We start from the raw sequence: 12,663 nt of genomic DNA, 5'->3' as shown, positions 1-12,663 counted from the left end.
CTCAGTGCTGCCCTCGGTTCGATGTCGCTCCGAGATCGTTTGCCAATACCTCGGCCGACGGCGTCAGTCGCCGGGTGGTGTCGATCGAGATGACGTACCAACCGACGCGGTCCTGTTCGTCGAATTTGCGCCGCGCTCGCTCGCGGGCTTTCTCCGGCGCACCGTGGTGCACCCCCTGCGGGGCGTGGCTGACCAGTCCCGGCGGCATGGGAATACCGAACAGGTCGCCGCCGTGGAAGAACGAGACCTCGTCATAGTCGACGTTGCGGTGATACCACGGCGGACGCTCGGTGCCCGGCACGGTTTCGGCGGGCCGGGGCAGGAAGTTCATCACCGCCACGCCGGTCGCCTGCATGAACAGGTGCACGGTAGGCGGCAGGTGCACGCTCTCGCTGGCGATGACGTTGTAGTCGTCGATGTTGAAGGTGAACGGGAAGTTGTCGCCGCGCCACCCCTCGACGTCCATCGGATTGTGTTGGTAGAACAGCGATGTCGGTCCGCCCTCATGCACGAGGCGGACCTCGTACTCGCCATCGTGCTGCGGGCCGTCGCCGGTGTCGATCGGCGCCGGTTCGGGAACGGTGACCTGCGCGGGATCGAACGGAAAATGCCTGCCGAGCGGCCCGGGCGGCGGGACGCGGAATTCGTCGCCGGCCTCGATCATCACCAGGGTCGTCTCGCTGTCGGGGATCTGCCGCCACGTCGTCGCCTTCGGCACGTACACCCAGTCGCCCTCGCGGTAGCGCAACGGTCCGAACTCCGTCTCGAGCAGGCCCGCGCCCCGGTGGACGAACGACAGCAGGTCACCGTCGACGTGCCGGACGAAGAACGGCATCTGCTCGCTGCGCCGACTCAGCGAGATCCGGCAGTCCTGATTGCTGAAGAGCAGCAGCGGCGTGCCGCAGGCGTCGGTGGCGTCGCTCGGTTTCAGCTCGCTGGTCATCACGTCGACCGGGCGAAGCGGACCCGACGCGCGGTACGCCGTGGGGTCGTGGCGGCGGTAGATGTTCGCGGTGCGACCGACGAACCCGCCGCGGCCCAGTTCGTCGTCTTTCAGGCCGTCCAGGTCGGCGTGCAGCCGTTTGGGCGTGCGGCCTTTGCGCAGGTGAACAAACGATTCCATGATGTCTCCCGGTGCGGTCGAGGCCGAAGTAAAACTAACGTTACTTTTATCTCCAGCCGTCCGCAATAGCCATCCCTGCCGCGCGGAACAGCCGGTCGTAGATGTCGCGGATCGCGTCCTGCGTGCAGAGGTTGTCGTTCATGACGTGCCCGCCGGGGGCGGTGGCGCGCTTGATTGCTTCAGTCCGTCAGGTCGACGCGCACAGTGAGCAGATTCGTCCCGAAGGTGCGCACGCCGAAGCTGTTGAACTGCGGCAGCAGGCGCAGGCGCTCGTGCGGGTCGTCGTCGGGCAGCAGGTGCGCAACGCCGCTGTGCCAGCGCCCGTTCAGCCGCACCCGCACGTTCGGGTTCGCCTTGATGTTGCGGATGTACTGAGAACTGTCGCCGAACTCGGAGACGAACCAGAACTCGTTGCCCACCCGGCTCCCGCCCAGCGGTGTGCGACGCGGTTCGCCCGATTTGCGTCCCGTCGTTTCGAGCAGCGTCTGGAACGGCATCATTTTCGTGAACCGGTTCGCGACGTTCTTCTGGAACAGTTTCGTGATCCGGTCGCGTAGCTCTTCGGCCATGATTCCCCCTTGGTCACACCATCGCGGTCCGCGACACCTTGATACCCAACTTCAGTGCTCCGGCGAGTTCCCGGCTGGTGTCGTAGTCGAAGACGACATGGCCGGCCAACACGTCGACGTCGCGCTTGATCCGCTGAAGCGGGTTGTCGACGAAGTGGACGCTGGCCCCCGACGCCTCGAGCAACAGCCCGATGACCTCGCGTGACTCGTGCACGATGTGTGCCGCCGCCAGACGCGCCGCGCCCCGCACCGGTCGCGGTACCGAATCGCCCGCCGCGACAATGGTTTCGAGCTCACCGACCGTGTCGGCCAGCAAGCCGCGCAATGCCCGCAGCCGCACCTCGGCCTCGCCGAGGCGGGCCTGGGCGATCGGCTTGTCCTTCTGGGGGATGCCCTCGTACGCCAGGACGCGCTCCGAGAGGCGTTCGGCGTAAACCTGCGTGACGCGTTCGGCGCTGCCCAGCGCCGGCATGGCCGCCAGCAGCGCCAGCGCGGGCACCATCGGCCAGCGATACGTGTCGTCGTCGTGCAGGGCGGCACCGGGTGCGGTGCCGGTGTAGATGTCGGCGACCCGCATAAGGCGGTGCTCGGGGACGAAGGCGTCGGTGATCACCACGTCGTTCGAACCGGTGGCCCGCATGCCGTCGGTGTGCCAGACGTCGTCGATGACGGCGTCCTCGATCGGCAGCAGCGCAAGCGCGGGGTAGATCGCGGCAAGGTCGTCCTCGGGGCCGCACAGCGCGCCGACGATGATCCAGTTCCCGTGCATGACGCCGGTGGCCCACGACCACCGGCCCGTGAGCCTGATCCCGCCGTCGACGGGCACCCCTCGGCCCGTCGGGGCCAGGGGAGCGGGCGCGAGAAAAGGTCGGCTTGCGAAGGCCTCCTCCTGGGCCCGCTCGTCGAACAGCGCCAGCATCCAGTTGTGCAGGATGTAGAAGCCGATGGTCCACGCGCTGGACGCACAGCCGTGCGCCATCCGACGGACCGGATCGAGGATCGCCGGAAGCGGCGCCTGCCGGCCGCCGTAGCGCGCCGGCACCAGCAGATCGGTGAGGCCCGACGCGACGAGCTCGTCGACCGTCGCCGACGGCAGCATGCGCAGTCGTTCGGCCTCCGGGGCCCGGTCGGCGAGGCGGCCGACGAACTCGGCGTCGATCAGAGCGGTGGCCGAGGCGGCTGTCATACGGCGGACGTTACCATACTTTTTTGTATGGATCGGGGTCAGCCGGTGAGCATGATGTCCAGGAAGCGTTCCCGACGCGCCGCGACCTTCGCGCTGACCATCGAAACGGACAGGTGCAGGAAGCCGATGCCCGCCGCGAACGTCGCGTTGGCGCGCAAGTCGGCCTCCTCGACGTCGAACCCGTGATCGATGAACGCCTGTCGCACGGCCTCGAGCACTCGCGTATCCGACGCGCGCACGCCCGCGGCCACGTCGGCGTCGGTTCGGGCCCACTCCCGCATCGCGCGTTCCAGCGTCCAATGCCTGGCGTCGACCAAGGCCGACATCATTTGCGACAACCGCTGTCGCGGCGGCAGGTCGGTCAGCGTGGCGAAATGTCGGCGATCGTCGTCGCGCAACTCGCCCCACGCCCGGATCAGCGCGGCCCGGTAGCCGGCCATATCGGTGAAGTGCCAGTAAAAGCTGCCTTTGGTGGCCCCGACGCGCGAGCACAGCGACTCCAGCTTGAGCGCCTTGATCCCTTCCTCGGCGAGGATCGCATAGCCGGCCTGGATCCAATCCTCGGCCGACAGTCGCGGCGTGCGGGCCGTTGCCATGACCGGCAGCCTACGGGCATCCTGCGGGCCGCCGAACCTCGAAACGGACGCCTGGCGGACGGCTCCGTCAATAGCGGATCGCGCCCACAAAGCGGCGCGCGGCACCCCCTTGGCTTTCTTCAGTGCTGATCATCATGTTTTACTGCACACGCGACAACTGAAATTTTCTCGGTCCGTTCGGCGGCCCCGGGCTCAGCCGAGCGGGCATGACAGCGCAGTGAAACAGTTGCTGCGTGTCGATGGCGATCGCTCGATCGCGGACGGAAGAGCCTCGTAAGCGGCAACCGGAAGATGGATGGAATTGCAGAATGAGCTTGATTGACAAGATTCGTGGCCCGTGGGCGCGGCGCTTCGCGGTGGCTGCCATCGCGGCGGCCCTGCTGCCCGGCGTGGTGAGCCTGACCGGCCAGTCAGCCACCGCTGGGGCGTTCTCCCGGCCCGGCCTGCCGGTCGAGTACCTGATGGTGCCGTCGCCGTCGATGGGCCGCGACATCAAGGTGCAGTTCCAGAAGGGCACCGGCTCCAAGGCCGTGTACCTGCTCGACGGCCTGCGCGCCCGTGAGGACTTCAACGGCTGGGACCTCGAAACCCAGGCGTTCGAGTGGTTCTACGAGACGCCGCTGTCGCTGGTTCTGCCCGTGGGCGGGCAGTCCAGCTTCTACTCCGACTGGTATGCGCCCGCCTGCGGCAAGGCCGGATGCCAGACCTACAAGTGGGAAACGTTCCTGACCAGCGAGCTGCCGCAGTGGCTCTCCGCCAACAGGGGCGTGTCCACCACCGGCAACGCCGCGGTGGGCCTGTCGATGTCCGGCAACTCCGCAATCATCCTGTCGGTTTACCACCCCGACCAGTTCATCTACGCCGGGGCGCTGTCGGCCTTCCTCAACCCCTCTGAGGGCCAGTGGCCGTTCCTCATCAACATGGCGATGGGCGACGCCGGCGGTTTCAAGGCCAACGACATGTGGGGCAGGACCGAAGACCCGAACAGCGCGTGGAAGCGCAACGATCCGATGGTCCAGATCCCGCAGATCGTGGCGAACGGCACCCGGCTCTGGGTGTACTGCGGTAACGGCACGCCGAACGAACTCGGCGGCGCGAACCTGCCCGCCGAGTTCCTCGAGGGCCTGACGATCCGCACGAACATCACGTTCCGGGACAACTACATCGCCGCGGGCGGCAACAACGGAGTGTTCAACTTCCCGCCGTACGGCACGCACAGCTGGGAGTACTGGGGTGCGCAGTTGCAGGAGATGAAGCCCGACCTGATCTCGCACCTGGGCTCGTAGGCACGTCGCAAGGTCCCCGGACACCCCGAACGCCAGGGGTGGCCGGGGACTTTTGCATTCCCCGGCTCGCGCGTGGGCCCAGGTGAACAATGAGGCAGATGAGCGCAGTCAACGCCTTGGTCGCACACCAGGACGCCGAGGGCGAGATCACTCTCGGCCACGAAATCGTCGACGATAGGTACCTACCCGAGGGAGACGTGACGATCTCGGTCGAGTACTCGGGCGTCAACTACAAGGACGCGCTGGCTGTCACACCGAAAGGCGGTGTCGCCCGGTCGTATCCGTTGATCCCGGGTATCGACGTGGCCGGCACCGTCGCGGCGTCCTCGTCGCCGGAATTCGCGGTCGGGGACCGGGTGTTCGCGCACGGCTACGACATCGGGACCGGCAGGCACGGCGGCTACGCCGACACCGCCCGGTACCCGGCCGATTACCTGGTCAAGATCGACGGGCTGACGACGGCCGACGCCGCCGCGATCGGAACTGCCGGCTTCACGGCGGCTATGAGCGTCAACGCCATCCGCGCTCACGGCGTACGCCCACAGGACGGGCCGGTACTGGTCACCGGGGGTACCGGCGGCGTCGGCAGCACCAGCGTCGACCTGTTGGCCGGCCTCGGCTACGAGGTGGTCGCCTCGACCGGCAAGGAGGAGGCGCACGACTATCTCATGGGCCTCGGCGCCACCGAGGTGATCGGACGCTTACCCGAGGCGGGGGAGAAGGTCCGTCCGCTCGGCAAGTCCAAGTGGGCGGCGGTCTTGGACAGCGTCGGCGGCGACACCCTCGCGTACGCATTGAGCACACTGAATTACGGTGGGATCGCGGCGATTTCGGGGCTGGCCCGATCTGCCGATCTGCCGACGACGGTCATGCCGTTCATCCTGCGCGGCATAACGCTGGCGGGCATCGACTCGGTGCAGCTCGCGATCGAGCTCCGCCGCGAGATTTGGAAGCAGCTCGAAGGCGAGCTCAAACCCAAGCACCTCGCCGATATCACGACCGACATCTCGGTGCTCGAGACGCCGCACACTTTGCGCGCCATCATCGGCGGCGGCGTCATCGGCCGCACCCGTGTGGTGGTGCACGACGGGTTCTGACGCGCTACGTCCTAGCGCCGCCATACGTCGTAGCGCCGCCATACGTCCTAGCTCCGCCATCGTTTGTGAATCTGGCGACGTTTTTCGGCGATTTACGTCGTCAGATTCACAAACGATGGTGCGGCGGTGGCGGGAGTGCGGTGGCGGCGCTGCGGCGGTGGCGGCGGTGCGGCGGTGGCGGCGGCGGCGGCGCCCAGTCCTACTTCAACTCCGCCGACGACAATCCGAGCAGGCGGCGCGCCACCACCAGCAGCTGGATCTGCTGGGTGCCCTCGAAGATGTCGAGGATCTTGCTGTCGCGGGCCCACTTCTCGAGCAGGGTGACTTCGGAATAGCCGACGGTGCCCGCCAATTCGACCGCCTTGAGCGTGATGTCGCTGGCCACCCGGCCGGCCTTCGCCTTGCCCATCGACGCTTCCTTGGAGTTCGGGATGTCGTTGTCGGCCTGCCACGCCGAGCGCACCATCAGCAGATACGCTGCCTCCCAATCGGATTCCATCCGCAGGAACTCCGCGGCCGGTGCGCTCTGCGCGTGCGACGGCTTGTCGTAGGAGATCTCGATGCCCGCCTCGGTGAGGATCTTGCGGAGTTCCTCGAGCGCGGCGCGGGCGATACCGACGGCCATCGCGGCGACCACGGGACGAGTGTTGTCGAAGGTCTCCATGACCCCGGCAAAACCCTTGTCCACGTGGATCTCCGGACTGCCGAGCAGGTTCTCCTTGGGAATCCGCACATGGTCGAACCGGATCACCGCGGTGTCGGAAGCCTTGATGCCCAGCTTGTCCTCGAGACGCTCGACGGTGACGCCCGGGTGTTCGCGCGGCACGATGAACGACTTGATCGCTGCTCGCCCCAGGGACTTGTCGAGTGTCGCCCAGACCACGATGTGAGTGGCCCGGGAGCCGGCGGTGACGAAGATCTTCTCGCCGTTGATGACGTACTCGTCGCCGTCGAGCTTGGCCGTGGTCGACACGGCCGCCGAGTCGGACCCGAAGTCGGGTTCGGTGATCGCCATCGCGGCCCAGACGTCTTTGCCGAGCCGCTCCAGTTGCTCTTTGGTGGCGACGCTGGAGATCGCGGCGTTGCCCAACCCCTGCCGAGGCACCGACAACATCAACGCGACGTCGCCCCAGCTGATCTCCATCACGTTGAGCACCGCGGACATGTTGGCGCCGTTGTGGTTGACGTCTTTGGGTTCGTCGCCGCCCGCGAAGGCCTCGGCGCCGGCAAACGCGAAAGCCTTTGCCTCCGAGATCCCTTCGAACAGCGTGGCCAGGGTCTCGAGCTCCACCGGGTACTCGTGCTCGCGCAGGTCCCACTTGCGGGATATCGGTCGCAGCATCTCCGCGGCGCCCTGATGCGCCTTCTCGATGACCGCCTCGAGTTTGCGCGGTAGTTCCAAATTGATTGCCATGATTCGTCTTTCGCTTGTAAGGCCTAGATAACGACGACGCCCTCGGCGATACCGATCGCGCGCAGATCGCGGTACCAGCGTTCGACGGGGTGTTCCTTGGTGTAGCCGTGGCCGCCGAGCAGTTGCACACCGTCGAGGCCGATCTGCATGCCTTTGTCGGTGCCGAGCCGTTTGGCCAGCGCCGCTTCGCGGGTGAACGGCAGCCCCTGGTCCGCGCGCGAAGCCCCGCGCCAGGTAATCAACCGCAGGCCGTCGAATTCGATCGCCATGTTGGCGCACATGAACGCCACCGCCTGACGGTGCGCGATCGGCTCGCCGAAAGCGCGCCGTTCCTTCACGTATGGCACGACATAGTCGAGCACCGCGTGCGAGGTGCCGACGGCCAGTGCCGCCCAGCCCAGCCGCGAGAGCGCGACCGCCTCCGAGTAATCCTCATCGGTGGCGCCCGCTTCGCCCAGTCGCGCCGACAGCGGCACGGTCACACCGTCGAGCGTGACCTGACCGATCGCCGCCGCGCGGATGCCCATGCCGGGATCGGGTGTGACGCTCAACCCTTTTGACGACGACTCGACGATGAAGAGCGCCGGCTTACCGTTGAGTTGCGCTGCGACGATGAACAATTCAGCGTTCGCGGCGGCCGGTACCAGGGACTTGACCCCGTCGATGCGGTAGCCGCTGGGAGTGCGCACGGCCGTCGTCTTCAACGCCGTCGGATCGAACAGCGGGCGCGGTTCGGCGATCGCCACACAGGACTGCGGCACGTTCTCGCCCGCGAACTCCTTCAGATATGTGGCTTGCTGATCGGCGCTGCCCCAATGTGTCAGCGCCGACGCGACCCCCGCGGGGGCCAGGATCGGCAGCGCCAGTCCCATGTCGCCGTAGGCCAGCGCCTCGGCGACCAGCACGTTGGTCACCGCCGCCCGGTGCGCCGCGATACCTTCGAAGTCCTCGGGCACGTTGATCGCGGTGATACCGAGTTCGGAAGCCTTGGCGACCAGATCCTCGGGGTAGTCGGCGGTTTCGTCGGCTTGATGCGCGGCCGGACGGATGGCCTCCTCGGCGAACTCGCTGACCGTGTCGACGATCATCTTCTGCTCGTCGTCGGGGGTCAGGTCGAAGTAGTCCGAGCCGCTCTTTTTCAGCCGCGTCGGACCCGCCTGGCTGCCCGAGACGCGCTTGAATTGGCGGCTGGCGGCGCCGGCGACCGAGAACACCTGCTTGACGCCATACTTCAGCCCGCGGTTGAGGGGATCGCGCAGGTTGTAGCGATCCAAAAACTCCTGGCCGACCAGCGGCGTGACCAGAGCCAGCCCCAGGTCGGTCGCGCTGCGCTTGTGCCGCTTCAGCCCGACTGCGCTTTCTTTACCGCTTCGCTTCGGTTTCGATCCGTTTTTCGACGGCAGGGTGTTGGTCATTTCGACTGCCTCGCTTTGGGTTGGGACGTCCGAACTCGTCGAACTGACTCCAGAGTAAGGTATGCGAACTGACCGGCGAGTAAGTTGTTGTGCAATTCACACGGTGCTGCGGATCTACAGGCGATCCAGCACAGTGTCGTGCAACAGACCGTTGGTCGCCACCGCGCTGCCGCCGTGCGGGCCGGGCTCGCCCGCGAGGTTGGTGAACCGGCCGCCGGCCTCGCGCACCAGGACGTCGAGCGGTGCCAGGTCCCACGTCGACACCTCGGGTTCCACCGCGATGTCGACGGCGCCCTCGGCGACGAGGCAGTAGTTGTAGAAGTCGCCGTAACCGCGCACCCGCCACACGTCGTCGGTCAATGCGATGAACCGGTCCCGGATGCCGCGCTCGGCCCAACCGGAGAGGCTGGAGAACGTCAGGCTCGCGGACCCCAGATCGTCGACCTTCGAAACGCTCAGCCGTCGCTCCGGCTGCCCGGTCACTCGGGAAAACGCGCCCTGCCCTGCCAGCGCCCACCAACGTCGCTGCAGCGCGGGCGCGCTCACGACGCCCAGCATCGGCACGCCGTCCTGCAGCAGCGCGATCAGCGTGGCCCATACCGGCACTCCGCGGACGAAGTTCTTGGTCCCGTCGATGGGGTCGACGACCCACTGCCTGCCGACGAACTGAGCGGCGCCGCCGAACTCCTCGCCGAACACGGAATCGTCCGGGCGGGCCTGGCTCAGCCGCCGGCGGATCATCGATTCGACTTCGAGGTCGGCGTCGGTGGCAGGCGTCAGATCCGGTTTGGTTTCGACGACGAGGTCCACCGCGCCGAAGCGGGCGATGGTCTGCGCATCCGCTTCGTCTGCCAACGCCAGTGCCAGCGTCAGATCCTCGGGACTCATGCCTGCCGTCCTACCATGTCGGTGTGTGGGAATTCGCGGTGATACTGCTGCTGGTCGGTGCACTGGTGCTGCTGGCCCGACCGCTGCTGATGCGGCGCCGCGGCGCTCCACCCGACTGGCCGTCGGGGCAACTGCTGGTGACCGGGGTCAGCCCGCGGCCCACGGACGTCACCGGACCGCAGTACGCGACGATCACCGGCGTCATCAACGGTCCGACGGTCAACGAACATGTGGTGTACCAGCGGCTCGAGGTCGACGTCGACGACTGGCCGACGATGGGCCAGCTGTTCCCCGTGGTCTACTCGCCGAAGAACCCGGACAACTGGCGATTCGCGTCGCCCGAAACCCCGCCACCGGCCCCGCCGCCCACGCCCTATTCCTGAGATTGCGTCGAGGGTCGTTGACCGTCGAGGGGTGTTGACCTACGCCGCCTTCGTCGTCAGCCGTGCCCGATCCGCAGCATCTCCGCCACGCTCGTCAACTTCACCCGTGGCCTGCCGTGCGGTTCTCCTGCTGACCGCTCGTACTCGTCGATCAGCTTCCAATGGTCATCGGTGACGACCTTCGGTTGCCGCTCGACCAGCCACTCCGCCAGCCGCTGGGAATGCTCGGCGTCGAAGTCGGACAACTGCGCCCCGGACAGATCCTCGATCAGCGTGTCGACGGTCTCCTGCGAGTCGCTCTTGTTGCTGCCGATGACACCGGTCGGACCACGCTTGATCCAGCCGACGACGTACTCGTTGCGGCTGCCGTCGATACGGCCTCTGGTGTGCGGGATCGTGCCGTTGCGCTCGTTGAACGGAAGCCCCGGCGTCGGTACGCCTCGATACCCGACGGCGCGAACCACGAGCTGGGCGGGCACCTCCTCGCGCTCACCGGTGTCCTTGGCGACGATGCGGCCGTTGTCGTCGACCAGCTCGTTGCGGCCCAACACGATGGATTCCACGCGGCCGTCGCCCTTGATCTCGATCGGGGACGTGCGGAACCGGAACACGATGCGACGCTTCGCGTTCTTCGGCGTCTGTTCGGCGTAACCCCGCAACACCTTGATGTTGTTGCGCACGGTCTTGCCTGCCGCTTCGAGGTCCTCGTCGGTGATGTCGGCGAAGTCCGCCGGATCGACGATCACGTCTACGTCGCCGAGGCCTTCGAGCTGGCCGAGCTCCCGCAGTTCAAGCGTGGTGAACGGCGCCTGCAGCGGGCCGCGCCTGCCGATGACGAGCACTTCCTCCACGCCTCGGTCGTGCAGTGATCGCAGCGCGTGGTCGGCGATGTCCGTCGCAGCCAGCACATCGGGGTCGGTGACCAGAATTCGCGCGACGTCGAGCGCCACGTTGCCGTTGCCGATCACGACGGCCCGACCGCTCGAGATGTCCGGCGTGATCTCCTCGAAGTGGGGATGGGCGTTGTACCAGCCGACGAAGTCCACGGCGGCGACGCTGCCCGGCAGGTCCTCGCCGGGGATGCCCAGTGACCGGTCGGACTGCGCGCCGACGGCGTAGACCACCGCGTCGTAGCGCTCGGCCAGTTCCGCGGCCTGCACGTGCTCACCGACCGCGATGTTGCCGAAGAACCTGAACCGCGGGTCCATCGCGGTCTTGTCGAACTGGGCGCTGATCGACTTGATCTTGGGGTGGTCGGGGGCAACGCCGGAGCGCACCAGCCCCCACGGGGTGGGCAACATCTCCAGCATGTCGACGCGTACGTCTCTTTTCCGGTCGGTGTCGTCGGTAGAGTCGGCGAACTTCAACAACGACGCCGCGGCAAAGTAACCCGAGGGTCCTGAGCCGACGATCGCCACGTGATATGGGCGCATGAATACCTTTGTCCGAGCTTTCTGTCGCTGCCCGGCCTCGCGCAGAGGGGCTGTCGCGCTGGACCGGGCTGGTTACCCACCCGATGCTAGAACGCTCGATCGGTTCCGTGCCGCCAGTCGTGAGAACCGGCGCCAAACTGCTGACGGGTAACCTGAACTCCCGTGGATCCTGACCGCCAAGCCGACCTCGCCGCCCTCGACTCCACCCTGACCACGGTGGAGCGGGTGCTCGATGTCGAGGGCCTTCGCGGTCGCATCGAAAAGCTCGAGCACGAAGCCTCCGATCCGAACCTGTGGGACGACCAGACGCGCGCGCAGAAGGTCACCAGCGAGCTGTCGCACACCCAGGGTGAGTTGCGGCGTGTCGAAGATCTGCGCCAGCGCCTCGACGATCTGCCGGTGATGTACGAGCTGGCCGCCGAGGACGGCAGCGCCGATGAACTCGCGGAAGCCGATGCCGAGCTCAAGAAGCTGCGCGAGGACATCCAGGCGATGGAGGTCCGCACCCTGCTCTCCGGCGAGTACGACGAGCGGGAGGCCGTCGTCACCATCCGGTCCGGCGCCGGCGGAGTGGACGCCGCGGACTGGGCCGAAATGCTGATGCGCATGTACATCCGATGGGCCGAGAAGCACGACTATCCCGTCGAGGTGTTCGACACCTCCTACGCCGAGGAAGCCGGCATCAAGAGCGCGACGTTCGCGGTGCACGCGCCGTTCGCCTACGGCACGCTGTCGGTCGAGCAGGGCACCCACCGGCTGGTGCGCATCAGCCCGTTCGACAACCAGAGCCGCAGGCAGACGTCGTTTGCAGACGTCGAGGTGCTGCCAGTGGTGGACACCACCGACCACATCGAAATACCGGAAAGCGATGTGCGCGTTGATGTGTACCGATCCAGCGGTCCAGGCGGCCAGTCGGTCAACACCACCGACTCGGCGGTCCGCCTCACCCATATCCCGACCGGTATCGTGGTGACCTGCCAGAACGAGAAGTCGCAGTTGCAGAACAAGGTGTCGGCCATGCGGGTTTTGCAGGCAAAGCTGTTGGAGCGCAAGCGTTCAGAGGAACGCGCCGAGATGGATGCGCTCAAGGGCGACGGCGGCAGCTCGTGGGGCAACCAGATGCGCTCCTACGTGTTGCACCCCTACCAGATGGTCAAGGATCTGCGGACCGAGTTCGAGGTCGGCAACCCGGCAGGGGTCCTGGATGGCGACATCGACGGATTCCTCGAAGCCGGGATCCGTTGGCGCAAGAGCCAAAATGACGTTTAGCCCG

The 12,663-nt window shown here is 66.7% G+C and carries 12 protein-coding genes; 4 read left to right on the top strand and 8 right to left on the bottom strand.

Annotated elements, in window-relative coordinates; translation table 11 throughout:
- Position 1: 1 nt before the first annotated feature.
- From AU187_RS21435 to AU187_RS21420, 4 genes are all read right to left on the bottom strand, one after another.
- On the bottom strand, positions 2-1,123 hold the full coding sequence (locus tag AU187_RS21435; protein WP_059101042.1) for a homogentisate 1,2-dioxygenase: 1,122 nt from the start codon (positions 1,121-1,123) through the stop codon (positions 2-4).
- A gap of 179 nt (positions 1,124-1,302) precedes the next feature.
- Entirely contained in the window at positions 1,303-1,692 is a 390-nt protein-coding gene (locus AU187_RS21430) for a nitroreductase/quinone reductase family protein (protein WP_059101041.1), read from the bottom strand.
- A gap of 13 nt (positions 1,693-1,705) precedes the next feature.
- The gene (locus AU187_RS21425; RefSeq protein WP_059101040.1) at positions 1,706-2,878 is read right to left on the bottom strand and encodes an acyl-CoA dehydrogenase family protein; all 1,173 of its coding nucleotides are present in this window, start codon (positions 2,876-2,878) and stop codon (positions 1,706-1,708) included.
- Positions 2,879-2,916: 38 nt separating this feature from the next.
- The gene (locus AU187_RS21420; protein WP_059167246.1) at positions 2,917-3,474 is read right to left on the bottom strand and encodes a TetR/AcrR family transcriptional regulator; all 558 of its coding nucleotides are present in this window, start codon (positions 3,472-3,474) and stop codon (positions 2,917-2,919) included.
- A gap of 308 nt (positions 3,475-3,782) precedes the next feature.
- Between AU187_RS21420 and AU187_RS21415 the strand changes: the two genes are divergently transcribed.
- Both AU187_RS21415 and AU187_RS21410 read left to right on the top strand, forming a co-directional pair.
- Positions 3,783-4,760: an esterase family protein gene (locus tag AU187_RS21415; protein ID WP_059167245.1), complete on the top strand. Its 978-nt coding sequence runs from the start codon at positions 3,783-3,785 to the stop codon at positions 4,758-4,760.
- 98 nt (positions 4,761-4,858) lie between these two features.
- Positions 4,859-5,857, top strand: coding sequence for an acrylyl-CoA reductase family protein (locus AU187_RS21410; RefSeq protein WP_059101037.1), 999 nt, complete (start codon positions 4,859-4,861; stop codon positions 5,855-5,857).
- 199 nt (positions 5,858-6,056) lie between these two features.
- On the opposite strand, the gene AU187_RS21405 is transcribed toward AU187_RS21410, so the two are convergent.
- From AU187_RS21405 to hisN, 3 genes are all read right to left on the bottom strand, one after another.
- A complete protein-coding gene (locus AU187_RS21405) occupies positions 6,057-7,271 on the bottom strand; it encodes an acyl-CoA dehydrogenase family protein (protein WP_059101036.1) in 1,215 nt (404 codons plus the stop codon).
- A gap of 23 nt (positions 7,272-7,294) precedes the next feature.
- Positions 7,295-8,686 (bottom strand): acyl-CoA dehydrogenase family protein, encoded by a 1,392-nt coding sequence (locus AU187_RS21400; protein WP_059101035.1) that lies wholly within the window; start codon positions 8,684-8,686, stop codon positions 7,295-7,297.
- 114 nt (positions 8,687-8,800) lie between these two features.
- Complete coding sequence (gene hisN, locus AU187_RS21395; protein WP_059101034.1) at positions 8,801-9,574, bottom strand: histidinol-phosphatase; 774 nt, start codon at positions 9,572-9,574, stop codon at positions 8,801-8,803.
- A 23-nt stretch (positions 9,575-9,597) separates the two neighbouring features.
- Here hisN and AU187_RS21390 point away from each other — a divergent pair, with 23 nt between their 5' ends.
- A complete protein-coding gene (locus AU187_RS21390) occupies positions 9,598-9,957 on the top strand; it encodes a hypothetical protein (RefSeq protein ID WP_059101033.1) in 360 nt (119 codons plus the stop codon).
- 56 nt (positions 9,958-10,013) lie between these two features.
- Here the strand turns inward: AU187_RS21390 and AU187_RS21385 are convergent, their stop codons facing one another.
- Positions 10,014-11,390 (bottom strand): FAD-dependent oxidoreductase, encoded by a 1,377-nt coding sequence (locus tag AU187_RS21385; RefSeq protein ID WP_059101032.1) that lies wholly within the window; start codon positions 11,388-11,390, stop codon positions 10,014-10,016.
- 162 nt (positions 11,391-11,552) lie between these two features.
- Here AU187_RS21385 and prfB point away from each other — a divergent pair, with 162 nt between their 5' ends.
- The gene (gene prfB / locus AU187_RS21380; RefSeq protein ID WP_059101031.1) at positions 11,553-12,659 is read left to right on the top strand and encodes a peptide chain release factor 2; all 1,107 of its coding nucleotides are present in this window, start codon (positions 11,553-11,555) and stop codon (positions 12,657-12,659) included.
- Positions 12,660-12,663: the final 4 nt, after the last annotated feature.

The sequence above is a fragment of the Mycobacterium sp. IS-1556 genome (assembly GCF_001499985.1).
GTDB lineage: Bacteria > Actinomycetota > Actinomycetes > Mycobacteriales > Mycobacteriaceae > Mycobacterium.
The sequence above is the reverse complement of the archived record's forward strand: the minus strand, read 5'-3'. Positions and strand labels throughout refer to the sequence as shown.

Coding starts and splice junctions, on each gene's coding strand:
- AU187_RS21400 (WP_059101035.1), bottom strand. CDS start 8,686: ATGACCAACACCCTGCCGTCGAAAAACGGATCGAAACCGAAGCGAAGC.
- AU187_RS21415 (WP_059167245.1), top strand. CDS start 3,783: ATGAGCTTGATTGACAAGATTCGTGGCCCGTGGGCGCGGCGCTTCGCG.
- AU187_RS21430 (WP_059101041.1), bottom strand. CDS start 1,692: ATGGCCGAAGAGCTACGCGACCGGATCACGAAACTGTTCCAGAAGAAC.
- hisN (WP_059101034.1), bottom strand. CDS start 9,574: ATGAGTCCCGAGGATCTGACGCTGGCACTGGCGTTGGCAGACGAAGCG.
- AU187_RS21385 (WP_059101032.1), bottom strand. CDS start 11,390: ATGCGCCCATATCACGTGGCGATCGTCGGCTCAGGACCCTCGGGTTAC.
- AU187_RS21425 (WP_059101040.1), bottom strand. CDS start 2,878: ATGACAGCCGCCTCGGCCACCGCTCTGATCGACGCCGAGTTCGTCGGC.
- AU187_RS21410 (WP_059101037.1), top strand. CDS start 4,859: ATGAGCGCAGTCAACGCCTTGGTCGCACACCAGGACGCCGAGGGCGAG.
- AU187_RS21420 (WP_059167246.1), bottom strand. CDS start 3,474: ATGGCAACGGCCCGCACGCCGCGACTGTCGGCCGAGGATTGGATCCAG.
- AU187_RS21405 (WP_059101036.1), bottom strand. CDS start 7,271: ATGGCAATCAATTTGGAACTACCGCGCAAACTCGAGGCGGTCATCGAG.
- AU187_RS21435 (WP_059101042.1), bottom strand. CDS start 1,123: ATGGAATCGTTTGTTCACCTGCGCAAAGGCCGCACGCCCAAACGGCTG.